Annotated in this window: 19 protein-coding genes; 8 read left to right on the top strand and 11 right to left on the bottom strand. The window is 39.7% G+C overall.

The genetic code is table 11. The features are described 5' to 3' along the window. Positions 1–46: 46 nt before the first annotated feature. Positions 47–1,387, bottom strand: a complete 1,341-nt coding sequence (locus WAA15_RS13510) for an energy transducer TonB (RefSeq protein ID WP_337043307.1) — start codon at positions 1,385–1,387, stop codon at positions 47–49. Continuing rightward, the gene (locus WAA15_RS13505; protein WP_337043306.1) at positions 1,387–1,962 is read right to left on the bottom strand and encodes an RNA polymerase sigma factor; all 576 of its coding nucleotides are present in this window, start codon (positions 1,960–1,962) and stop codon (positions 1,387–1,389) included. Before WAA15_RS13505 ends, WAA15_RS13510 begins: the two co-directional genes overlap by 1 nt. A gap of 169 nt (positions 1,963–2,131) precedes the next feature. Here WAA15_RS13505 and WAA15_RS13500 point away from each other — a divergent pair, with 169 nt between their 5' ends. From WAA15_RS13500 to WAA15_RS13485, 4 genes are all read left to right on the top strand, one after another. Then, on the top strand, positions 2,132–3,103 hold the full coding sequence (locus tag WAA15_RS13500) for a VWA domain-containing protein (RefSeq protein WP_337043305.1): 972 nt from the start codon (positions 2,132–2,134) through the stop codon (positions 3,101–3,103). Continuing rightward, positions 3,078–3,329, top strand: coding sequence for a hypothetical protein (locus tag WAA15_RS13495; RefSeq protein WP_337043304.1), 252 nt, complete (start codon positions 3,078–3,080; stop codon positions 3,327–3,329). The genes WAA15_RS13500 and WAA15_RS13495 overlap by 26 nt, the downstream gene beginning before the upstream one ends. Before the next feature lie 12 nt (positions 3,330–3,341). Then, entirely contained in the window at positions 3,342–3,788 is a 447-nt protein-coding gene (locus WAA15_RS13490) for a hypothetical protein (RefSeq protein WP_337043303.1), read from the top strand. A gap of 98 nt (positions 3,789–3,886) precedes the next feature. Further along, on the top strand, positions 3,887–5,020 hold the full coding sequence (locus tag WAA15_RS13485; RefSeq protein ID WP_337043302.1) for a vWA domain-containing protein: 1,134 nt from the start codon (positions 3,887–3,889) through the stop codon (positions 5,018–5,020). A 48-nt stretch (positions 5,021–5,068) separates the two neighbouring features. Here the strand turns inward: WAA15_RS13485 and WAA15_RS13480 are convergent, their stop codons facing one another. Further along, positions 5,069–5,974: a hypothetical protein gene (locus WAA15_RS13480; protein WP_337043301.1), complete on the bottom strand. Its 906-nt coding sequence runs from the start codon at positions 5,972–5,974 to the stop codon at positions 5,069–5,071. 96 nt (positions 5,975–6,070) lie between these two features. Beyond that, a complete protein-coding gene (locus WAA15_RS13475) occupies positions 6,071–6,853 on the bottom strand; it encodes an enoyl-CoA hydratase/isomerase family protein (RefSeq protein ID WP_337043300.1) in 783 nt (260 codons plus the stop codon). Positions 6,854–7,037: 184 nt separating this feature from the next. Here WAA15_RS13475 and WAA15_RS13470 point away from each other — a divergent pair, with 184 nt between their 5' ends. After that, complete coding sequence (locus WAA15_RS13470) at positions 7,038–9,023, top strand: KUP/HAK/KT family potassium transporter (RefSeq protein ID WP_337043299.1); 1,986 nt, start codon at positions 7,038–7,040, stop codon at positions 9,021–9,023. A gap of 21 nt (positions 9,024–9,044) precedes the next feature. Then, complete coding sequence (locus tag WAA15_RS13465; protein ID WP_337043298.1) at positions 9,045–10,106, top strand: NAD-dependent epimerase/dehydratase family protein; 1,062 nt, start codon at positions 9,045–9,047, stop codon at positions 10,104–10,106. Between the two features lie 39 nt (positions 10,107–10,145). On the opposite strand, the gene hemE is transcribed toward WAA15_RS13465, so the two are convergent. Both hemE and WAA15_RS13455 read right to left on the bottom strand, forming a co-directional pair. Beyond that, entirely contained in the window at positions 10,146–11,171 is a 1,026-nt protein-coding gene (gene hemE, locus WAA15_RS13460; RefSeq protein ID WP_337043297.1) for a uroporphyrinogen decarboxylase, read from the bottom strand. 131 nt (positions 11,172–11,302) lie between these two features. Beyond that, positions 11,303–11,773, bottom strand: coding sequence for a thioredoxin family protein (locus tag WAA15_RS13455; RefSeq protein WP_337043296.1), 471 nt, complete (start codon positions 11,771–11,773; stop codon positions 11,303–11,305). 21 nt (positions 11,774–11,794) lie between these two features. Here WAA15_RS13455 and WAA15_RS13450 point away from each other — a divergent pair, with 21 nt between their 5' ends. Beyond that, complete coding sequence (locus tag WAA15_RS13450) at positions 11,795–12,715, top strand: Rossmann-like and DUF2520 domain-containing protein (protein WP_442892803.1); 921 nt, start codon at positions 11,795–11,797, stop codon at positions 12,713–12,715. Positions 12,716–12,806: 91 nt separating this feature from the next. On the opposite strand, the gene fbaA is transcribed toward WAA15_RS13450, so the two are convergent. The 5 genes from fbaA to WAA15_RS13425 form a co-directional block, all read right to left on the bottom strand. Beyond that, a complete protein-coding gene (gene fbaA / locus WAA15_RS13445; RefSeq protein WP_337043294.1) occupies positions 12,807–13,889 on the bottom strand; it encodes a class II fructose-bisphosphate aldolase in 1,083 nt (360 codons plus the stop codon). A 274-nt stretch (positions 13,890–14,163) separates the two neighbouring features. Next, complete coding sequence (locus WAA15_RS13440) at positions 14,164–17,571, bottom strand: DUF7133 domain-containing protein (RefSeq protein ID WP_337043293.1); 3,408 nt, start codon at positions 17,569–17,571, stop codon at positions 14,164–14,166. Positions 17,572–17,735: 164 nt separating this feature from the next. Next, complete coding sequence (locus WAA15_RS13435) at positions 17,736–20,141, bottom strand: TonB-dependent receptor domain-containing protein (protein WP_337043292.1); 2,406 nt, start codon at positions 20,139–20,141, stop codon at positions 17,736–17,738. A 350-nt stretch (positions 20,142–20,491) separates the two neighbouring features. Further along, positions 20,492–21,019: a YceI family protein gene (locus WAA15_RS13430; RefSeq protein ID WP_337043291.1), complete on the bottom strand. Its 528-nt coding sequence runs from the start codon at positions 21,017–21,019 to the stop codon at positions 20,492–20,494. Between the two features lie 162 nt (positions 21,020–21,181). Further along, the gene (locus WAA15_RS13425) at positions 21,182–22,225 is read right to left on the bottom strand and encodes a quinone-dependent dihydroorotate dehydrogenase (protein WP_337043290.1); all 1,044 of its coding nucleotides are present in this window, start codon (positions 22,223–22,225) and stop codon (positions 21,182–21,184) included. 415 nt (positions 22,226–22,640) lie between these two features. On the opposite strand from WAA15_RS13425, the gene WAA15_RS13420 reads away from it, so the two are divergent. Beyond that, positions 22,641–23,261 (top strand): TetR/AcrR family transcriptional regulator, encoded by a 621-nt coding sequence (locus WAA15_RS13420; protein WP_337043289.1) that lies wholly within the window; start codon positions 22,641–22,643, stop codon positions 23,259–23,261. Positions 23,262–23,283: the final 22 nt, after the last annotated feature.

Raw genomic sequence — 23,283 nt, 5'->3', positions numbered from 1 at the left:
GTTTGAAGAAAAAAGCCTGTGGGGTAGGGTAACACTATTGAAAGGCTTACTGAAACCTTATTAATACCTGTTGTGTACTCTTAACGGGTTCGTCGGCTTTAGTAGCCGGAAACCATTTAGGGCCATTTTTAATGATTCGGATAGCCTCTTCGTCGCACCCATACCCGAGGCTTCTCATGATGATAAAGTCAGATAGGTCACCTTTAGCATTAACGGTAAAACTCACAATTACCCTGCCTCTGATGTTCATCTGTGCGGCTTTAGGCGGGCGTTTGGCGTTTTCTTTCAGATAGACCTGAAAAGCCTCCCAGCCAAATTCTGGTCTGGCTTTGAGGTTAGTGTGTTCGAACATAAGCTCATTGGGGCTACTAACCGAAATCTTGGGCTGAGCCAAAAGAGAGATGTTATCTTCTTTATAAATAATTTCGCCTAAAGAGTTATTATTGTTTAAATAGATTTCCATCTGAGGTAAAGTAAGCGAATTGAAAACAGCTATGTCACCTTTACGTGCGTTTTTCAGATAAAACTTTCCTTCTTCATTTGTTTTAACGCCATCTGCTTGGCCTTTAATATTAACAGTTACATTTGGCATTGGCTCATGGTTTTCGTCTAAGACTATGCCAGACACAACGGCCGTTTCTATGCCCGAAGCATTACTGGCTACTGTATTTAATTCTTCTTCTTCGCTGATTTGGCTGGAGGCTTTAGCTTTTTTTTCTGAAAGCATTACAGGCTTCTGAAAAACTGAAACAGCGTTTTCGGCTACTTTATCTGTTTTTATCAGATTATTATTTACAGCAACTTCCGATTTTTCTGGAATATAAGCTGGTTCGGCATTTTTTAGTTCAGTTTTGGGGCTAGCTTTGCTTGCTGTGGTAACAACAGTGCTTTTGCTGGTTTCTGGAATAATTTTGTCAGAAGCTTGTTCAGTTGTTGTTTTATCTTTTTCAATGGCAGATGAGTTGGCTGCGGTTACTGGGGTGCTTTCTGTACTTGTTTCTTGATTGTTTATAACCGCGAGAGCATCTTCATTTTTATGATTGAAGAAATAGTATGTACCACCAAAAATGAGCAATAAAGCTGCCGCAATACTGGCGGGTTTCCAGAGCTTACTAAACCGAAATGTTTGGGTTGAAGCTGGCACATTTTGCTTAATGCGCTGGTTAAGCCTTGCTTGCAGGTCGGAAAGGTTTTTCTCGGTCGAAACGCCCTCTTGTTGTAAAATAGTTATTCCTTCGGCAGCATCGGCATAGAAATTATCTTCAAGTAGTATTTTCTCTACTTGGTGCATTTCCTGAAAAGTCATTTCACCCGCTTCATACCTTTTCAGGTCGTTAGCGGTTAAGGTATGTTTTTCGGAGGAAGATGTCGTTTTTTTCTTTGCCATTAGTTTTTTCTTTCCATGCAGATTTTCAGGTTCCGCTTCCCATTCTGGATATAACTTTTTACTTTGTTCAAATCGAAGCCTGTCTGGTCGGCAATTTCTTTATAACATTTCTCTTGCAGGTAAAACAATTCAACACAGGTTTTTTGTTCTTCGTCGAGCTTTTTGATACAACCCTCCAGTTTTTCCAGATTTCCTTCAATAATGAGCTTTTCATGATTAAGATGTAAATCTGCCTCATTTTCCATAAAATCTTCTTCAATAATCTGTAAACCGCCGATTTCTACCTTTCTTGCCCGCAGTTGCATCAAACAATAATTACGTGCTACACTATGTAACCAGCTTTTAAAATTACTGACTTCATGTTTGCGGAGGTCGTTTACGAGTTGTTCAAAAATCTCCATGGTGGCATCCTTACTTTCCTCTTCGTCGCGCAGGTACTTATAACAAACGGCAAAAACCATTTCCATATTTCGGCTATATAGCTCACCTAATACGTTTAAATCGCCACTAGCCTGATATGCCGCTATGTATTCAGCATCGGTCTGAGGTTTTGATTTACGTTTGAAAAACTGCATTAGCTATACTATTACTTAGAGGTTTGCTTAGCAAAAATAACTTTTTTCTAAAATTTTATGGAATTTTTATTTGCGCTTCATCCATAAGGTAACAAAAAAGACTTTATGGACTTAACCAATGCCCCAACACATAAATGTTCTTTTAAACCTTATTGGGGTTCTGATAATTATGAAAATTAAATTATTGCTTCTGGCGTTTATGCTTTTTTTTGGATTTACCTCCGAAAATGAGCGCACTATTACCGGTATTATAAAGGCTGCCGACGATAATAGCCCTTTACCCGGAGTTTTGATACAAATTAAAGGTACCAATGATGCCGCCCAGACCGATGCTAACGGTAAATACAGCATTAAAGTTACTAAAAGCAACAATGTATTGGTATTTAGTTTTTTAGGCTGCATAACGAAGGAAGTACCTGTGCCACTAAAAAAAAATGTACTTGATGTAATGCTGGAAACAGATGCCAAGAAACTAGAGGAAGTTATTGTTACAGGGTATCAGTCTGAACAAATAAAAGTAAGAGGTCTGAGATTTCAAGTTTCTAAACTTATGGAAAAAAAGTATCAGTCTGAACAAATAAAAGTAAGAGGTAAAGCATTATCAGTAAACATGGATTTTGCGGCTAGTCCTGCTTTATATGGCAGTACAGGTGGCAGAATAGAACAGGCTGAGGAGTATAGCACCATTGAGGAAAATATATTTCATGAAACAAATGAAATGCCGGTAACAACTTTTTCGATTGATGTTGACAGGGCCTCTTACAGTAATTTGCGCAGAATAATTAATACTGGATATTTACCTCCGAAAGATGCTGTTCGGATTGAAGAAATGATTAATTATTTTGACTATGAGTATCTGCAACCCGAAGGAAAAGACCCCGTGAGGTTTCAGACGGAAATCTCTGATTCTCCGTGGAACAAGGGCCTGAAACTTTTGCATATAGGCTTACAAGCCAGAAAAATTGCTACCGAAAATTTGCCTGCTTCAAATTTGGTTTTTCTGATAGATGTATCTGGTTCTATGAGTAACTACAATAAATTGCCATTATTGAAAGAAGGTTTCAAGTTACTGGTTGACCAACTACGGCCTAAAGACTATGTCTCGATTGTGGTCTATGCCGGAGCGGCAGGGGTGTGCTGAATCAGATAATAAAATTAGAGAAACCACAATAGTTGCCGGTGGTTGGGCTGCAGCATGGGGAGGCATGACATTGGCAGCGGTGCCTGCTGCAAAAATTGGCGCAATGTTATCTCCTGGTATAACTCCACTTGGAGGAGCAATTGTTGGAGGTGCTATAATTCTTGGTACAGGAATCGTATGTGGATTAGGTGGTGAAGAATTAATTGAAAGTTTATATGATAAATAATACTTCTTTAAAATGATGCTTAAACAATTTTATAATCAACTGAAAGGAAAATCTTTTTTCAAAAATTTAATAGAGTTAAAAAGGATTTTTTTTTCTAAAAAAGGAGAATACAGTAAACATCTTAATGAAGAAATCTATAAAGATTTAGCAAAATATTGTGCTCAATCTTTGAAAACTGATAAGGATAAAATCGGCAATATATATCTTTTATATACTGGATTTGTAACCCCTGAAATCTTACAATATTTTATTAAAATAACTAATACGGATTCTTATGCTATAAGAATCGGGCAAGATATAGGAGTTTTTGAAGTAAAATTTAATGATTCCATTTATATTTTTTGTAAAAGTGTAAGTTATAATTATTCCCAGTTAAAGATAGGTTTTTTTCATAAAACAACTTCTTTACCACCGTTTACAATTTATGAGGTAGATTATAAAAAAGAGCTTGGATTGTGATACACCTACGTAAACAGGTCAGACTTGCATTGAAGTCTTCCGGTTTTTACTAAATAATTCTAAAACGACAAAAGCTTGATAAAGAATAATTAAACACTATGAAATCTTACATTTTCACAATAGTATTTTCAGTATTATTACTAAAAACCTTTGCCCAATTCCCTCGGCCACAAATTTCCTCACAAAGCCCGAACGCAGCCGGAATTAGCGTATTCGGAGAAATCCCTGTCTCTCTTTATACAGGTACTCCTCAAATTAATATTCCTTTGTATACTTTAGAGGAAGGTAAAATATCAGTACCTATTTCATTAAGCTATCATGCTTCCGGTGTGCGTCCAAACCAGGGCGGAGAGGGAATTAAAAAGGCTTATGATATAGCTTTGGAAAATTTTATAAAGAGAGGAAATAATCGGGTTATTCTGGCTACGGACGGAGATTTTAATGTTGGGGTATCAAGCGAATCAGAATTGAAAAGTCTGATAGAAGAAAAACGCGAGTCGGGTGTGTATTTGAGTGTGCTTGGTTTTGGTATGGGTAATTATAAAGATAACAGATTGGAGCTATTGGCCGATAAAGGCAACGGTAATTATGCGTATATAGACAACATTAATGAAGCCCGAAAAGAATTTGTTACAGAGTTTGGAGGTACTTTATTTACTGTTGCGAAAGATGTAAAGCTACAATTGGAGTTTAATCCCAAGTATGTAAAGGCGTATCGTCTGATTGGTTATGAGAACCGGAAATTAAAAAATGAAGATTTTAACAACGATAAAAAAGATGCCGGAGAAATGGGGTCGGGGCATAGTGTTACGGCCATTTATGAGATTGTTCCGGCTGGTGCAGAAAGTAATTATCTGACAAGTACTGACCCTCTGAAATATCAGCAGCCAAAAAAACTAACCGAAACAGCACAAACAAACGAGGTATTAACAATTAAACTTCGCTACAAACTGCCTGATGAAACCACCAGTAAATTAATTGAAAATGTTGTTTTAGATAAACATACCAGTTTTGAAAACACCTCTGACAATTTTCGTATGGCGGCATCGGTGGCAGAGTTTGGGCTGTTATTACGCCAGTCAGAATTTAAAGGTAAGGCAAACTTTAACCATGTAATTGCTACGGCCAGAGCTGCCAAAGGAAATGATGAAGAAGGGTATCGTGCCGAGTTTATAAAACTTGTGAAAATGGCTCAGTTATTAGCAAACGAACCAGAAGGGGAGAAGGAGTAACGAAAAGCCCTTATATTGGAAGTAGTAGCCAATATAAGGGCTTTTTTATTATTTGCAGTTGTAAGTGAATTTTTGCACTTCTTTCAATTCTTCGTCAGAACTTTTGCGAACCGATGTTATTTTAGAAGGAAAACCTTCATTGGTATATTCGTAGGTGAAAGTTCCAGGCTCCATTTTGTCCGAAAGGAAACCTAAAACGCTATCACTTAAAATATTATTTTTATTAAAAGTGTAAGTAAGGTTACTGCCAAACATAGTACCGGTTATTACCAGAGGTAAATAAGATTTAGATAAACCTGTATAGGCATACGCATTGTTTTTATCATCAAACTTTGTGTTTTCAAGTACTGTCTCTTTTGAATTGCCCGCATCTAGCAATATCTTGGTAATATTAGCACCGCTGGCATCATACTCAATGTAATAAGTAATAGGGAAATCATCAGAAACTGCCTCTACTTTGTCGATTTGACCTTTGGCGTTGGTTGAAAAATTAAATTCATTAAACGGAGTAGAGATGTTTGTATTGGTAGATTGATATTTTGCTTTTTTCATAACACCTTTGGCATCATATTCATAAGTAAGCGTTTCAGTGCCATTGTCGGCCTTGATTGTCATTTTAGTTACACGTGCATTGGCATCATATTCTAATACTGTTTTATAGTCTTCGTCCTCAATACTTTCGAGAAGGTTTTTGGCATTATAAACATATTTTGTTACAGTAGTTTGAAAGATGCCATCTGAGTTAATTTGGCTTAAATAGCATTTGCTGCTGGTATTGCTGCCAGTGCCGGGTGTTGTTGTTGTTCCGTTACCATTGTTGCCATTGTTGTTACCATTATTGTTGCCATTAGTGGTTCCGATTGTTGCGTTGGGGTCCAGAATAATGTTGTCGTCTTCGCAGGAAAATAAAACTAAGGGTAGTATTATAATCACAGACAGTAAAGTTTTTTTCATATACAGAGGTATTTAACGTTTTAGTTTGCAAAAGTACAAAAAAAATAATTACTACAATTGTGCATGGTTGTAGCTAAGTGGCTTAGCAGAAAATACTTAATGACCTTTAAAGGCTGGTTTTCGCTTTTGTAGAAAAGCCATTACCCCCTCGGCAAAGTCATGGGTTTTACCTAAAGCCTCCTGACTGATAGCTTCCAGTTCAAGCACATCGTCGAGCGTGCTTGTAAGCGAAACGTTGAGTACTTTCTTCATCAGTCCTATTGATTTTGTCGGAGCCGACTTGTAAAAGTCTGTCAGTTCTGCGATGGCAGCATCAAGGTCATCATAAGCAACGGCTTTGCTAACAAGGCCAAGTGCCGTGGCTTCGTCCATATATATTTTGCGGCCTGTGCTGCATAGCTCGAAGGTTTTCTGTGTGCCTATTATGCGTGGCAGAAAGAACATCGAACCCGCGTCGGGCATCAGGCCAATGCCCACAAACAGCTCGCTCATGTAGGTATCTTTATTGGCAATAATTATATCACAAGCCAATGCGAGCGACATACCTGCACCCGTAGCAATGCCGTTAAGCCGGCAAACCACAGGTTTTTCAGCATTGCGGATAGCCCTTACCATAGGGTTATAGTTTTCTCTGAGAGAATCGCCCAGAGAGGTCATGCCCGAATCGAGCCCTGCTTTCAGGTCGGCTCCTGAGCAAAAGGCTTTATCGCCTACACCCGTAAGCACAATGGCTCTGGTGTGTGAATCTTCCGAAGCAGCTACGACTGCACTCGTAATTTCTTTAATCAGGTCGGTACTCAAGGCGTTATAAACCTGAGGGCGGTTTAGGGTGATAGTAGCTACGTGGTCAGAAACACCATAGATAATATTGTTATACATAACTGATAGTCAAGTTTTTATTAGGTCATAAAATTTTTCGGACCTAAAAATTGTTATATTATTTAGAAAATATATACACAAATTTGAAAAGTAATGTGGTTTCACAAAACATTTTTATTTAAAATTTATAGGAATTCACATTGATGCAATATATTTGCAAACTTTTTTTTAATTTTTTCCAAATATGGAAGTGAATCAACCGTTAAACGGTAATGGTGGGCATCATCACCATAATCTCGACAAAATTTCTGCTGCTGGGCTTCTCATCGCATTAGGTATTGTTTTCGGCGACATTGGTACATCTCCTTTATACGTATTAAAAGCTATTGCTGGCTCCGAAAAGGTTGATGAGGAAATTATTCTTGGCGCGTTATCATGTGTGTTCTGGACCCTCACTCTTCAAACGACATTAAAATATGTGGTACTTATTTTAAGAGCCGACAACAGGGGTGAAGGCGGGATTTTCTCGTTGTATACACTTGTACGCCGCCACGCCAAATGGCTCACCATACCTGCTATTGTTGGGGGTAGTACCATGCTGGCTGATAGTGTAATTACGCCGCCTATCTCGGTATCATCAGCTATCGAAGGGCTTACAAAGATATATCCTGATATTAAGACCGTACCTATTGTTATCATTATTTTGTCGGTATTGTTTTTAGTACAGGCACTAGGTACTAATGTTGTAGGAAAAGCCTTTGGCCCTATTATGCTTATCTGGTTTGTAATGTTGGGCGTATTTGGTTTTCTGAATGTTATCAAAGATTTCCATGTACTGAAAGCCATTAACCCCATGTATGGTATTCAGTTGCTTACGCACCATCCTGGAGGTTTCTTTTTGTTAGGTTCGGTTTTCTTGTGTACTACCGGAGCCGAGGCCCTCTATTCGGACATGGGGCACGTGGGTAGAGCAAATATCCGTATTATGTGGATATTCGTTAAAATATGTTTGCTTTTAAATTACTTCGGGCAAGGTGTGTATGTAATGGGCTTAAAAGGACAAACCATTGATACCCGTAACCCTTTTTATGATATTATGCCCGAGTGGTTCCTGCCATTTGGTATCGGTATTGCTACAATGGCGGCTATTATTGCCAGTCAGGCTATGCTAACAGGCGTGTTTACACTTATTTCGGAAGCTATTCGCCTGAACCTTTGGCCTAAAATCAAAATCAATTTCCCGTCAGACCAAAAGGGACAAATCTATGTTCCAAGCCTTAATGTATTGCTTTATATTGGTTGTGTAGGTGTGGTTTTATATTTCCAGAAATCTTCATTGATGGAAGCAGCCTATGGTTTGTCTATTGTACTGACCATGATGATGACCACCTTCCTCTTTAGTTATTACCTGTATGCCAAGAAGGTAAATATGTGGCTTATTCTGGTATATTTCTGCCTGTTCATTTTCATAGAAACGTGTTTCCTGATTGCTAACTTGCAGAAATTTACACATGGTGGCTGGGTGTCGATGCTAATAGCTACCGTCATGATTTGTATTATGTATATCTGGCTGAGTGCTTCTAAAATTAAAGCCCGTTTGACAGAATACGAAAAACTTGATAAATATGTAGAGTCGTTGAAAGAACTGAGTTCTGACATTACGGTTCCGAAATATGCCACTCACCTAGTATTCTTGAGTAATGCTTCGCGGGCTTCTGAAATTGAGAACAAGATTATTTACTCTATTTTTCAGAAACGGCCAAAACGTGCCGATGTGTACTGGTTTGTGCATGTTGATACCCTTGACGACCCCTACACAATGGAATATAAAGTAAAAACCATTGCAACGGATGATGTATACAAGGTTAATTTCCGACTGGGATTCAGGGTACCTAATAAAATTAACCTCTACTTTAAAAAAGTATTGGAAGATATGGTGAAGTGCGGAGAGGTTGATATCAGAAGCCGTTATGAGTCGTTGAACAAACACAATGTAATTGGCGATTTCCGTTTCGTAGTACTAGAAAAATTCCTTTCTTACGATAACCAGCTTTCATTCTTTGAAAACCTGATTATGAAGGCATATTTCTTTATTAAAGGCTTTACGCCATCTGAAGACAAATGGTTTGGCTTGGATAGTAGCTCTGTTAAAGTCGAAAAAGTGCCTTTGGTTATTCGTCAGGCCGAGAACGTTAACCTGAAACGGATTCCGTGGCAGGCAAATGGTTAATACATTCATAAAACCTGATATATGCGTATTTTAATCACAGGAGGGGCCGGCTTCGTAGGCTCAGCCTTAGCTATTGCGTTAAAACAAAATTATCCTTCCTACGAAATCTTTTGTTTAGATAATCTTAGAAGAAAGGGGTCAGAACTAAACGTGGCTCGTTTGGTGAAACTAGGCATTAGTTTTATTCATGGTGATATCCGAAATAAAGAAGATTTTGATTCTTTGCCAGTAGTTGATGCAGTTATTGAAGCATCGGCCGAGCCATCGGTGTTAGCGGGTTTGAATGGCTCGCCCGATTACCTGATAAACACTAACTTGTTCGGAACCGTAAACTGTCTGAACTACGCCGTTAAATGCAAGGCTAGTTTCATTTTTCTTTCAACGAGCCGTATTTATCCTATCAAGACCCTTGAAACGCTCGATTTCGCTGAAACCGAAACCCGTTTTGAATTAACCGATAAGCAAACTATCAGAGGGGTTTCTGCAAAAGGAATTGCCGAAGATTTCCCGCTTGATGGGGCGAGGTCTTTATATGGTACTACCAAATTAGCTTCTGAACTTATTATACAGGAATATAAAGAGTTTTATAACCTGAAAACAGTCATTAACCGCTGTGGTGTGTTAACAGGGCCGTGGCAGATGGGAAAAGTAGACCAAGGCGTGATGGTTCTCTGGATAGCCAAGCATTTCTTTGAACAACAACTGGCTTATATCGGATACGGCGGTAGTGGTAAACAAACCCGCGATATGCTCCACGTGGCCGACTTATACCGTTTAATTGATTGGCAGCTACATAATATTGATAAAGTTAATGGCGAAATACTGAATGTTGGGGGTGGGGTAGAAGTAAGTGCGTCGTTGCAGGAACTGACGGGTATCTGCCAAAAGGTAACAGGCAAAACTATTCCGATTAGCCGAGTGACGGAGAATCGTCCGGCAGACATCAGACTATATGTGACCGACAACTCGAAGGTAACCGCCCTGACAGGCTGGAAACCCGAAATTGGTATCGAACAGATTGTAAGAGATATAACAGACTGGCTGGCTGAAAACAGAGAAGCATTAGAGCCAATACTAAAATAAAGAAAAAACCCTTTCAGATTTTCTGAAAGGGTTTTTTCTTTATGCTGAATAAGTCTTTACGGCTTCAAAAAAACATTTGACCTTTTCGGGGTCAGTATCGGGGTATACGCCATGCCCGAGGTTGGCAATATAACGTTGCGTGCCAAAGGCTTTCAGCATTTTTTTGGTTTGCTTTTCTATTTCCTTGAAAGACGCATACAACACGCAGGGGTCAAGATTACCCTGTAAGGTTTTATTAGGTAATATTTTTCTGGACTCCCGGATGTCCATGTTCCAGTCAAGACCTACTACCTCACAATTAAGTTTCGACATTTCCTTGCGGGCAAAGAAAGCTCCTTTGGCAAAAACTGTTACGGGTACTTCTTCAATGGCATTACAGATTTGTGCAATATAAGGTAACGAAAACTTACGGTATTGCTCCGGCGACAGGATACCCGCCCAAGAATCGAAAAGCTGTACTAAGTCGGCTCCGTGGCGCACTTGAGCTTTCAGGTAACTGATAGTACTATCGGTTATCTTTTGAAGCAGCAGATGCGCTAATTGAGGCTGAGAATACAACATCTTTTTGGCTATCGAGAAGGTCTTCGACCCTTTGCCTTCTACCATGTAACAGAAAATAGTAAAAGGCGCACCCGCAAAACCAATAAGAGGTACTCGTCCGTTAAGTTCTTTCTTTACTATATCAATGGCATTTAAAACATAGGCGAGGTCAGTTTCGGGGTCGCTTACCTTTAGTGCATCTACGTCTTTTTTTGATTGCACTATTTTCGGAAACACAGGGCCTCTGGCTTCTATCATTTCGTAAGGTAACCCCATTGCTTCGGGTACAACCAGAATATCAGAAAAAATGATGGCGGCATCTGTTTGCAGAATATCAACAGGCTGGATAGTTACTTCGGCCGCTAGTTCGGGGGTTGTAGCTAATTTAATGAAACTACCGGCTTTTTCTCTTACAGCACGGTATTCGGGCAGTATCCTACCTGCCTGACGCATCATCCAGACAGGCACGCGCTCTACTTGCTCTCCTTTAGCAGCACGCAGAAGCAAATCATTTTGTAATTTCATGCTGCAAAGATAATCGAAAAATGAACGCCAGAGGCGGGCATCTATACATATATTTAATAAAAAAAGCCATGAGACTGAGGCTCATGGCTGTCACTAATGAATAGCGATTGATTTTACTAGGTAACTTGATTCTAATTGTTTACAGCGGTTGACGTTAAAAAATCTTTGCCTTTGAGGTCTTTATTTTTTTCCAGTTCTTTTTTCAGGTAATAGGAGGGAAAAAAGCCCCGATACCGATTGACAAATTTGTTTTTTGAATCTAGCTGAATCAACGTCGGATAAGTGTCAATTGCGTATCTATCAGCTATTTCCATTCCTTCAAAGGTATCAATATTAACTTTATAGACCAAAAAATTTTTATTAATATAATCAGAAAAATCAGGGTCGGCAAAGGTTTCGTTTTCGAGCTTTCGGCAAGGGATACACCACGTTCCCCAGAAATCGAGCAAAATAGGTTTTTTTTGCTTTTTGGAGTCTCTCAATAATTCGTCATAACTACCATCATAAAATCTGATATCGTTCGTATAATTTTTTTTCTCATTTTTGTAGGAGGCCAGCACTATCAGGGCTAGCCCTACGAAGCCCATTAATCTTAATTTCATTTTTTTTATGAGTTTTTATTTATAATTGGGTCAAAAAACACGTCAATTGACCATAAAGGGTGTTCTTTTATAACAATTACAAATATTAAGCCATTTTTTCCTGATTTTTGTAAACACTGTTTTAACGAACAAATACACAGTAACATTATGAAGATTTCGATGATTGGTGCAGGAAATGTAGCCTGGCATTTGAGCATTGGTCTGGAAGACCACCACCATCAGGTTTGCGAAGTTTTTAGCCGACAACTTTCCAAAGCTCAGGCACTTACTTCAATGCTTTATCAGGCTGAAGCAAAAACCGACCTTGATTTTTCGGAAAGTGAGGCCGAAATATTTATTATGGCTGTGGCCGACGATGCCATTGCTGAGGTTTGTTCAATGCTGGTTTTGCCTGAAAACGCCATTCTGGTGCATACGTCAGGCACAAAAAGTCTGGATGATTTGCAAGCACTTATATCGACTTATCATGATTTACCCATCAGTTGCGGTGTTTTTTATCCGCTTATGACATTTAGCCGGCAAAAGAAAATACAGTTAAAGGATGTGCCGTTCTGTATTGAGTCGGACGATGAAGAAGCCGAACAGAAGCTGGTTAAACTGGCCCAGAGCGTAAGCCGCACGGTGTATCTGGTTAGTTCGCAGGAAAGAAGGGTGCTGCATATAGCGGCAGTATTTGCCTGTAACTTTACAAACCATTTGTTGGCTCTTTCAAAGGAAATTACAGATTCGGAAGATTTGGAGTTTAATTTATTGAAGCCTTTAATTAGAGAAACGTTTCAGAAGGCTTTAGCGGCGGAGCATCCGGCCGATGTGCAGACAGGCCCTGCGGTAAGGAAAGATAAATCAACTATTAATAAACATCTGGTATACCTGAAAGACCATAAAGATATGTTTGAGATATACGAGGTTTTGAGCGAAAGTATTCAGAAATGGCACTCGTAGGCTTATTAGTTGTGGGTCATCAGTTTGTTATAAAAACGAGCATTGTGTTTTTAACAAACTGACGACTTCAAACTAACAGAATGGTAATAGATTAATACAGACCTTCACAACGGTTCAGGCAGTTAAGGTCTTCAAAAGCAACTTTAAGGCGGCTTATCATGCTTTCTTCTCCTTTACGTAACCAAACGCGTGGGTCATAGAATTTTTTATTTGGTGAGTCGGCACCTTCTGGGTTGCCTAACTGGCCTTGCAGATATGCTTCTTTATCTTTGTAGTATTTCAGGATACCTTCCCATGTAGCCCATTGTACGTCGGTATCAATGTTCATTTTTACGGCTCCGTATTTAATGGCTTCTCTGATTTCTTCGCGAGATGAACCAGAACCACCATGGAATACAAAGTTTACAGGTAGCTCACCAGTACCGAATTTATTCTGGATATAATCCTGAGAGTTTTTCAGAATAATAGGTTGTAATTTTACATTACCTGGTTTGTAAACACCGTGTACGTTACCAAAAGCAGCAGCAATAGTAAAGTTCGGAGAGATTTTAGAAAGTTCTTCGTAAGCATACGCTACTTCTGAAGGCTGCGTATAAAGTTTAGAACTGTCAACATCCGAGTTGTCCACACCATCTTCTTCACCACCTGTTACACCTAATTCAATTTCAAGGGTCATGCCCATTTTGGCCATTCTCTCAAAATATTTTGCACAGATTTCAATATTTTCTTCGATTGGCTCTTCTGAAAGGTCAAGCATGTGAGAGCTGAACAATGGTTTACCGTGTTGTTCAAAATATTTTTCACCTGCATCTAATAAACCATCAATCCATGGTAATAATTTTTTAGCGCAGTGGTCTGTATGTAAAACTACCGGAATGCCATACATTGCAGCAATCTGATGTACGTGAATAGCTCCAGAGATGGCTCCTGCAATAGATGCTTCCTGATTTTTGTTTGGTAATGACTTGCCTGCATAGAAAGAAGCACCACCGTTCGAGAACTGAATAATAACAGGTGAGTTAACTGCTTTAGCAGCTTCCATAACACCATTAACTGAGTTTGTTCCTACTACGTTTACAGCAGGAAGGGCATAATCATTTTCGTTGGCATGACGTAACAAAGCAGCAAGTGCCTCACCTGTAACTACGCCCGGCTTAATCAAAGATTGACTCATGAGTAAGTTTTTTGAATTTTAAAAAGAAAAAATGTTATTATGTAATTGTGATGAAGCCTAATTTGAAATTTTATGCAAATTATGTATTTTTTAAAGAAAAAGTTACAGAACATAACGAAAACTTTAAGTATATACTACTAAATTTTAATATGGCTAAGGAGGTATTTAATAGAACTGTGTTTATTGCAGGTATTGAAACTTATTTACTGAAAGAGGCACTTATCATTATATAAGTGCCTCTTTCAGTAAACAGTGTTGTTAAATTTCCTTACGCTTACTTTTTCAGGTTAGCCAGAAATTCTACTACGTCTCTGATTTCTCTTTTCGACATCAAAGAACCCATAGGTGGCATAGCCGAAGGCATATTTTCGCGTTTGGCAATTCTTGAAACCGGAATTACGAGCGGCTCGGCATCAGAAGTATTAATGGTTAATTCTGTTTCTGTTTCTTTGGCGAGCGTGCCTGTTACTTCTTGGCCGTCTTTCAGTTTGAGAGAAACGGCTCCGAAACCAGGAGATATTCGGGCACTTGGCTCGATAAGTGCTTGCAGAATTTGCTCACGGCTCAGTACATCACCGATATATGTAAGCGATGGCCCCACCGAGCCTCCCACACCACCCAAAGAGTGGCAACGAACACACTGGCCCGTAGAATTGGTGTTAAAGTACTGACGGCCCGCAAAGCGATTTCCGCCATAAAGGGCTTCTTTGTACTCATCTAAAGGCGAATTATGTGCGCTGGCCGTAGCAAGTTTACTTTTCAGGCTTTCTGAACCTGTGGCGTCAACGGCTTCTTTCAGTTCAAGGGCTATATTCGGCGATAACTTCTTGTCGATTAACTGCGTTACTAAATCATCCAGAATTACCTGTGTTTTATCGGCCTCCATTTTGGTCATAACTACCAACATTTGTTGCTGCTCTTTAATACCCCCTTTGGTAAAAATTGATTTCACGATAAACGGCAACGATTCTTTGCTTACGTTTGAGTTGTTCAGTAAGCCCAATGCGGCTGTTCTTACGTTTTCATCTTTATCGTCCATGCCTTTTTTCATCAAGGCATCCATTTCAGGGTAATTGAGTTTGTTCAGAGAGGTTAAAATGGCTGTTTTTACTTTGGCATCGGTGCTGGCATCATAAATATCAACCAATTGTTTGTTTGCCTCTGTGATGTTTAGCTCGGCCAGTAAACCTGCCGTAGCAATGAGCGTTTCGGCATTTTTCTCTCTTAAAAACTCGGCTATGTGTGGTTGTACTTTAGTTTTTGCCAAAGCGGGGTCTCTCTCAAGTTTACCACGATAACGGCCGTCAACTCTGTCGAGTACCGACGGGTTCGCCCATGAGCCTATCGTAGCCAGAGCTTCGGCCTTTAGTTCATCTTTAATGTCGGTGCGTTTGGCAAAAGCAATGAGCATAGTTAGTTCTTTTTCGCCACCGACACGTAGAGCCGCATTGATGGCTCTTCTCAGAATTACTTCTGACTTGAATCTTTTATCTTGCAAGGTGGCTGCCAATGCAGGCAAGGCTCCTTCAATTGACAGGTCATCGTTAATGGCTCTGGCGGCTTCTGCTACAATGTACTCATCGGCATCGTTCAGAAACACTGCAATGTTGGGGTCTTTCAGGCGTCTGAGCACCAGAACAGCCGCTGTTCTCAGGGCTTTGCTCGAGCTATTGGCTAGTGCAATTAAAGGCTCGGATTTTCCTATTCTTGACAAAGCCAGTACGCCTGCGTGTCTGAGATACACATCTTCATCGTTATTGGCTTTCAGCATAGCAATGAGTGGCTCCACGGCATCCTGATTGGCTGTTCGGCCCAATGCTTCTGCTGCGAAGAATTTTACTCTGTCGTTTGAGCTTTTAAGCAAAGGAATCAATGCTTTACTTAAAGCAACCACGCGGGCATCGCCAATGATTTTAGCGGCTTGCGCTACTATTTCGGGGTCTTTGTCGGTCAATAATTCTTCTAGCGGCGAGGCATAACTGGCATTCATACGGGTTAATTGCCCGATACCCCAGATACCATGAATACGCGCCAGTTGGTTTTCGTGTTGTGCAATGGCTTTATTAAATACCACAAACCCGTTTTTATCACGTTTAGCCAGTTCAAACTGTGCTTTTTGTCTGATACGCATATCGACGTTCATTAACAACGAATAAAGCATCTCGTCTGTTTGAGCCGCATATTTTAATTGCATCAGGCGTTTGGTTTCGGCTCTCAGGGCTTTTTGGTCGTTTTTGGCTTCGGTTACATCCAGTTTCCAGACACGCCCATAGTTTTTGGTTCCCCAGCCATTAATCCAGTCGGCTACATATAAAGCTCCGTCGGGGCCAAAACGGATACCCGTTGGTAAAATGCCGCTTACTACATCTTTTTCGCTATCAAATTCAAACGATGCACCTTTAGGTTTAAGCCCAAACGACCAGATATGCGAACGGTTAGGCGCACCAACAAACTCTACGAGAAAAAATTTGTTTTTCCAGTCTGAACCCAAAGCTGTGCCGGGGTTATAAACCATACCCGTAGGGCCATTATGATAATTACGGATAGGAGGGATGATGTAAGCCGCTTGGCCGTTCCAGCGTGGTTTATACAAACCTTCGTCCATCCATACTTTATATTTATTGTTTTTGGGGTCGGTATATTTTCCGTACTGCCAGTTTGAACGCCAGCCGGCATCAGAACCTTCTACCACATGCACCAGCCTTTCGCTTTCGCCTGGGTGGTCGCCGTCATTATCTGACGAAATAAGGTTACCATACTCATCAAAAACAAATTCGTGCGTATTACGTAACCCCGAAGCAAAGATTTCAAAATCGCTGCCATCGGGGTTTGAGCGGGCAATAATACCCGAGTTGGGGTGTTCAAACTTACGACCGTCTTTTGTTGTTATATTGGCACCAATATCACCGATATTCCAGTAAATTCTGCCGTCGGGGCCTTCTATCAAGCCCGACATCCCGTGGCCGCTAAAACCAATATGCACACCGTATCCGTGGCTGATAGAGGTTTTCTTGTCAGGGATACCGTCGCCGTTGGTATCTTTCAAACGCCATACATCGGGGGCAATGCCTATAAACATATCATCTTCACGAACCAGAATGCCACCAGCCACATCGGTAATTTCATCTGAGAAATCGTTTACGATTCTGGTTGATATATCGGCAATGCCATCGCCGTTTTTATCTTCCAGCCGCCATACTTCATCTTTTTCAATGGCTAAATCTCTCCAGTCGTGTGAGCCATCTTCGTTCAGGTCTTTTAACCATTCGTTTTCTTTACTTTTTTCTGGGGCAAAGGTGCTTTTCAGAAAAGCTCTTCTGTCTTCTACGGTTTGTAAGCCAATAGAGGGGGTCATCCAGTCGCGATGCCCGCGAATATCAAATTCTGAGTTTTTCTGGCGGTTGGTGCGTGTCAGGTATACACGTCCCCAATCGTCAACCGACATGGCTACGGGGTCAGGCGCAAGAGAATCAGATGCCCACAGGCTAAGCTGGAGGCCGTCGGCTACTTTTGCCGCTGTTTTCTCTCTGATTTCCTTCGCTTTGGTAATGGCCTGAGCGGGGTCTTCGGTTACTACAAGAGGTTTATTGCTTGTAGAAGGCGTACGCATACAGGAAACAACCAAAATGACTGAGACCACCAAGAGAAGGAGCTTGCTGGTGAATGGATTTTTAAATGTCATGAGGCTAATAATTGTTAGAGGTTGAAATTGACCCGAAAAATAGTGATTTCTTGGCAATGTCGGGTCAGATATGCGGGCTTTTTCGAGGTTTTATAAAAAATAAGCCTTTCAGAGTACCTGAAAGGCTTTGGGTATGGGGTAGGAGTTTATGGTATAAAAGTGTTTTAATTATTGCTCTTTTCCAGATTATCAAAGTTGAAAGGGTTATTCCGTTCTTCTTTTTTACGGAAACCGAAGTTATAACGTAGATTGAAACCAATTCTTCGGGTATCGCCACGGCGAGAGCCAAATGCCGAAATGCTGCCTTGATTAATCGTAAAGTTGTTTTTATTGGTATAGAAAATATCGTTAATGCTAAGGGTTGCTACCAGTTTTTTATTAAAGAACTGGCGGTTAACATTAAAATTGAGGTTGCCAAAATTACTAAGCTCATAGAATTGTAACTGGCCTTTCAGTCGGAAAAAACCGTTTAAGGAGAGATTCGTCAGTTTATTGAGTTTAAACTGGTGAAAAGTGAAAAACGACCAGCTACCTCTTTGGAAAGAAAGCGGAGCGTTTTCGTATAAACCGTTGTAATCATTATAATTATATTGTGCGCCTGCTACAAAGAAGTAACGGTTAATAGGAGGCACTGCACCTAAAAGTCTGAAATAGGTTTCCTGATTTTTACCGAGGTTGTCATAAGTACGATACGCAACCGAGGGGTTGGCAGGATTCTGATAAATAACATTCGTGAAGATGTCTTGCGTGTAATTTCGGCCAATGGCGAAAATCGGACGGTCTTCAACGCTGATGTTTACTTCAAAGTTTTGGGTGAACTGAGGGCGAAGTGACGGATTTCCGGCTTCATAAAGATATTGGTCGATGAATCGGGGCGAGGGGTTCAGGTATTCATAAACGGGGCGTGTAATAGACCTGCGGTGTACCAGATAAGCACGAAGTTCATACCCTGCTATTTTGGCTACTTTCCGGCTCAGGTAGACATAAGGGAAGAGGTCGGTCCGATTAATTTTAAAAGTAGTATCGGACGGAATCCGCTGATGCCCATACATATTGGTGTTTTCGAGGCGGGTACCAACCTTTAATATAAACTCGCCAATATTTTTTGAAAGCTGTACATAAGCGGCATAAATACGCTCGTTGTAGTCGAACTGGTTGGTTCTTGATACATCAACCTCCTGTTTGTCGCCTATTTTGGTAAAATAAGCAGTGTTGCTACTAAATAGCTGATAAGTAGCTTTCAGGCCAGATTCTAAAGTGAGCTTATGCGGCAATTTGTATTTTAGGTCTGTCTGGAAAGCAACAAAATTGCGGCTATTGGTGAGGTCGCCAATGCCACCCACATTCGAGGCCGTAGGCAATAAATAAGCCGTATTAAAGTTCTGGTCAGTATTATTCGAGAAATAATTGTACGACAAATCGTTTGTCCATTCAGACCCTAACGTATCGATTTTATATTTGGTTGAAACCCCCTGATTTAAAGAGAAATTATTCCCTTTATTATTGGAGGTGTTCAGGTTGTTTGTGAGTATTTCGCGTGAGGTTATTTGTCTGATGATACTTTCGTTAGTAGCCGACGAACTATTCTGGTTATAACTCAGGCGGCCGTCATAGTTAATTTCCCATTTGGTATTGGCTTCATAACCCAATCCAAACCCAACATAGGCCACACTACCCGGGTAAGTAGTAAAGGCATTTTGTGAAAGTTCTTTATCGGCCGAGAAGCGTCTGGTTGTTTGAATTTCTTCAAAGCTATTGCGTCGTGAATAATTAATGTTCAGAAAAGAACTGAGCTTACCATTGTTGTTGTTAAGGCTTGCGCCTATAAACTGGTTGCCATATCGCCCTTGATTCATGCCGGCAGTAAGATTACCCGTAAAACCAATTTTTACGCCTTTTTTCAATACAACGTTTACAATGCCGCCGCTTCCGCTGGCATCGTACTTGGCCGAGGGTGTACGCAGAATTTCCACTTTTAAAATACTACTTGGAGGTAGGCTTTTCAGAATTGAGGCAATATCGGCAGTACTCATTTTCTGTTCACGGCCGTTAATATAGATGGTTGCAGGGCTTGAGCTACTCAGATACACGTTACCGTCTTGGTCGACAAACAAACCGGGTATTTTCTCCATAATTTCATAGGCACTTGTGCTGGTGTTGGCAATTGGCTCAGGGTCAACAATGGTTTTGTCGTCTTCCTGTTGCATAAGCGGTTTGCGGGCTGTTACCACCACATCGCCAAGTACCTGATTGTCGGGCTCCATTACAAATTTAAAAAGCTGTTGTTTGGTATTGGCAACAATGCCTTTTACTAAACTTTTATAGCCTATCGAAGTGGCGGTCATGGCATATTGGGCGTTCTGGGCCAGATTAAATCTGGCAATGCCTAGTGTGTCGGTAGTGCTATTGAGAACTTTGGTAGTATCGGCACGATTCACCAGCCTGATGGTAGCTCCTATAACAGGGCTCTGGTTACTTTCGGTTAACTGAATACTAACTGGTAGCGTTTGTGAAAATGAAAAAACAGAATAAAAACAAAAAATGTGTAAAAAATAAATAGCCTTTTTCATGTAAAGCAGTAAGTGAAAATTAAGTAACAAAGCTAGCTAAAAAATAGCTGCGTGTTAATTAAAAAAACTTAAATACCTGATAGATAGTAAGTTGTTGTAATATATAAACAAAAAATTGTATTTAAAAAAGAATAATAACTAATTTTCTAGTTATAAAACTAAACAAATAATAACGAAAAGAAAAATAAAAAATTTTAATAAATGTATTGTATTTCATAAAATTTCCATATATTTGACTTGTCATTTCAAAAAACAAGCAATAAACCTAAACTAAATCATAATTTTTGAAAAAGAAAACCCCTGCCGTAAGGTAGGGGTTTCTTTTTTGATTCTGGCCTAAAATATTACGTTTAGTTTTTCACTACTTGGATATTCAACACCAACTTCACTTCATCGCTCACCACTATTCCACCAGCCTCTGTTACCGCGCTCCAAGCTAAGCCAAAATCCTGACGATTAATTTTACCTTGTAAATCAAAACCTGCTTTTGTTTGTCCATAAAAATCAACCATTAATCCACCAAACTCAGCACTTAATGTAACAGGTTTTGTTACGCCTTTTATCGTCAGATCACCCTTTACTGTATAAGTATCGTCACCTGTTTTTGTAAATGAAGTAGATACAAAAGAAAGTTTAGGATACCCTGCTGCATCAAAGAAGTCAGCAGATTTTAAATGTCCGTCTCTTTGTTCCTGACCTGTCGAGATACTGTCGATGTCAGCTGTAAAGCTAGCTTTAGCTCCTTCAAAGTCGTTGTCGTTAGTAGTTTCAATAGTACCTTCGTAAGTACCGAAAGTTCCGGTTACGGTCGAAATCATCAGGTGTTTTACCTTAAATTGTACTTCTGAATGCGAAGGGTCAATAGTCCATTTTGCCATTGTGATAAATGTTTTTATTATGAATGATAGATAATCGTGTTTTTACATTGTATGTATATACATGTAAAAACAAAAACAATCGAAAATAGTTTCCAAAAATAAAAAAATCATTCAGAATTCTGAATGATTTTTTTATTAAATCTTGATTATCAATTCGTTATGTCAGAACTTTTCTTTAAGAATACCTTTGCAGATGTCTTTTACAATTCCGGGGCCTTCATAAATAAAGCCCGAATATATTTGTATAAGCGATGCCCCCGCTTTCAGTTTTTCGATGGCATCTTCGGCCGAGTAAATACCCCCAACCCCAATAATAGGAAACGATTTTTTTGATTTTTCGGCCAAGTACCTGATTACCTCTGTCGAACGTTGGTTGAGTGGTTTGCCACTCAAGCCACCGGCTCCTATGGCATTTACTTCATCGGCTGGGGTTTGCAGCCCTTCGCGGCTGATAGTTGTATTAGAAGCAATAACACCTGAAATACGTGTTTCCTTTACAATCTCGATAATATCATCCAATTGCTCGTCGGTTAAATCAGGCGCAATCTTTAGCAAAATAGGTTTTGGCTTCGATTTCCGGCCATTATCGCGTTCAAGGGTTTTCAATAAGTGTTTTAATGGCTCTTTTTCCTGCAAGGCACGTAAACCCGGAGTGTTGGGCGAACTTACGTTCACAACAAAGTAATCAACATAGGGGTATAAATCGTTAAAGGCTTTCAGGTAGTCATAAACGGCATCGTCGTTTTCGGTGGTTTTGTTTTTACCTATATTACCACCAACAATGATTTTTGTTTTTCGTTTACGTAATTGAGTAGCAGCAGCCTTTGAGCCTTCGTTATTAAAGCCCATACGGTTTATAAGGGCTTCGTCTTGTTTTAGTCTGAAAAGGCGGGGTTTGTCGTTGCCTAATTGCGCTCTCGGCGTTACTGTTCCGATTTCGATAAAGCCAAAACCAAGATTCGACAACTCGTCGGTCCAGACACCGTTTTTATCAAAGCCAGCGGCCAGCCCTACCGGATTCTTGAAACGCAGGCCAAACACCTTACGCTCAAGGCGGCTATCTTTTTTTTCGTAGATTAATCGTAGAATAGCAGGAGCGAATGGAATCTTACACACAAACTTCAGCACATCCATTACTACATAATGAATTTTCTCGGCATCGTGCCGGCTTAAATACGGGAATACAAATTTCTTATAAAAACTCATTAAACATTGGTGCCTTGTTCAGGGCTTGTTGTACGTAAATAATACGATAGATGACAGAATATCAGAGTATCCTACAAAATTACGATTTGCGCCTAAATTTTCTTTAATTTTTATGTATTAGATTTTGTCTGGAAAAACAACATAAAAATAGTTCAATTTTTTATTGATAAATAACTATTATAAAAAGTTTATTTTTATTCTGAAAATAAGTTCACGGGCATAGATTTATAGCTCATCCCGAAATTTTTGCAGTTCGTCATAATTCTGTATGCTTTTATTGGCTGTCTACGCAATTTTGTTTCGCTAATTGGCAATCTAAAAAAAATTATAAAAACTTTGAACCTTTTAAAAGTTTCCACAGTTTCTAATTCTGAAAAACCTTACTATAATGATAGCATAGACTTAGAAAATGTAAATGGAAATCAGAGAAAGAATATTAAAGACTTCAGAGGCACTCTTCAGAAAATTCGGTATCAGGAGTGTAACAATGGATGAAATAGCATCCGAGCTTGGTATATCAAAAAAGACAATTTACCAAAACTTTGAAGACAAAGATTCTATCGTTCATGAGATTGCCCGCCAGAATATGATGTGTGACATAGAAGAATCAGAACGGATATACAAAGAAGCGGCTAATCCGATTGAGCAAGTTTTTAGGGAGACCGAACTGTTGCGCAAACAGGCTGCAACCATTAATCCGGCGGTATTTTATGATTTAAAGAAATATCACCCCAAAACCTGGCAGTTATTTCAGGAATATAACAAAGTGAATTTTCTGGAAATTGTAAAGAAAAACCTCAAAGAGGGCGTTCAACAGGGGTTTTATCGGGCAGATATTAACATTGAAGTGCTGGCTCGATTACGTATGGAAGAAGTAGAGTTTGCCTTTAACAGAGAGGTGTTTCCGACCGAAAAGTTTAATCACGTAGATGTACATACTGTTTTTATTGACCACTTTTTAAGAGGAATCCTGACCCCGAAGGGGCTGGACTTTTATGAAAAATGTAAAGATAACTCCGATTTTGACCACGTTTAATTTTAATCAAATCAATCAACTA

The organism is Emticicia sp. 17c (assembly GCF_037153985.1).
Lineage (GTDB): Bacteria > Bacteroidota > Bacteroidia > Cytophagales > Spirosomataceae > Emticicia.
This window is presented reverse-complemented; position numbering and strand designations above follow the sequence as displayed.

Excerpts from the sequence above, each read along its gene's own strand:
- WAA15_RS13510 (WP_337043307.1), bottom strand. The coding sequence starts at position 1,387 with ATGGCAAAGAAAAAAACGACATCTTCCTCCGAAAAACATACCTTAACC.
- WAA15_RS13505 (WP_337043306.1), bottom strand. The coding sequence starts at position 1,962 with ATGCAGTTTTTCAAACGTAAATCAAAACCTCAGACCGATGCTGAATAC.
- WAA15_RS13500 (WP_337043305.1), top strand. The coding sequence starts at position 2,132 with ATGAAAATTAAATTATTGCTTCTGGCGTTTATGCTTTTTTTTGGATTT.
- WAA15_RS13495 (WP_337043304.1), top strand. The coding sequence starts at position 3,078 with ATGCCGGAGCGGCAGGGGTGTGCTGAATCAGATAATAAAATTAGAGAA.
- WAA15_RS13490 (WP_337043303.1), top strand. The coding sequence starts at position 3,342 with ATGATGCTTAAACAATTTTATAATCAACTGAAAGGAAAATCTTTTTTC.
- WAA15_RS13485 (WP_337043302.1), top strand. The coding sequence starts at position 3,887 with ATGAAATCTTACATTTTCACAATAGTATTTTCAGTATTATTACTAAAA.
- WAA15_RS13480 (WP_337043301.1), bottom strand. The coding sequence starts at position 5,974 with ATGAAAAAAACTTTACTGTCTGTGATTATAATACTACCCTTAGTTTTA.
- WAA15_RS13475 (WP_337043300.1), bottom strand. The coding sequence starts at position 6,853 with ATGTATAACAATATTATCTATGGTGTTTCTGACCACGTAGCTACTATC.
- WAA15_RS13470 (WP_337043299.1), top strand. The coding sequence starts at position 7,038 with ATGGAAGTGAATCAACCGTTAAACGGTAATGGTGGGCATCATCACCAT.
- WAA15_RS13465 (WP_337043298.1), top strand. The coding sequence starts at position 9,045 with ATGCGTATTTTAATCACAGGAGGGGCCGGCTTCGTAGGCTCAGCCTTA.
- hemE (WP_337043297.1), bottom strand. The coding sequence starts at position 11,171 with ATGAAATTACAAAATGATTTGCTTCTGCGTGCTGCTAAAGGAGAGCAA.
- WAA15_RS13455 (WP_337043296.1), bottom strand. The coding sequence starts at position 11,773 with ATGAAATTAAGATTAATGGGCTTCGTAGGGCTAGCCCTGATAGTGCTG.
- fbaA (WP_337043294.1), bottom strand. The coding sequence starts at position 13,889 with ATGAGTCAATCTTTGATTAAGCCGGGCGTAGTTACAGGTGAGGCACTT.
- WAA15_RS13440 (WP_337043293.1), bottom strand. The coding sequence starts at position 17,571 with ATGACATTTAAAAATCCATTCACCAGCAAGCTCCTTCTCTTGGTGGTC.
- WAA15_RS13435 (WP_337043292.1), bottom strand. The coding sequence starts at position 20,141 with ATGAAAAAGGCTATTTATTTTTTACACATTTTTTGTTTTTATTCTGTT.
- WAA15_RS13430 (WP_337043291.1), bottom strand. The coding sequence starts at position 21,019 with ATGGCAAAATGGACTATTGACCCTTCGCATTCAGAAGTACAATTTAAG.
- WAA15_RS13425 (WP_337043290.1), bottom strand. The coding sequence starts at position 22,225 with ATGAGTTTTTATAAGAAATTTGTATTCCCGTATTTAAGCCGGCACGAT.
- WAA15_RS13420 (WP_337043289.1), top strand. The coding sequence starts at position 22,641 with ATGGAAATCAGAGAAAGAATATTAAAGACTTCAGAGGCACTCTTCAGA.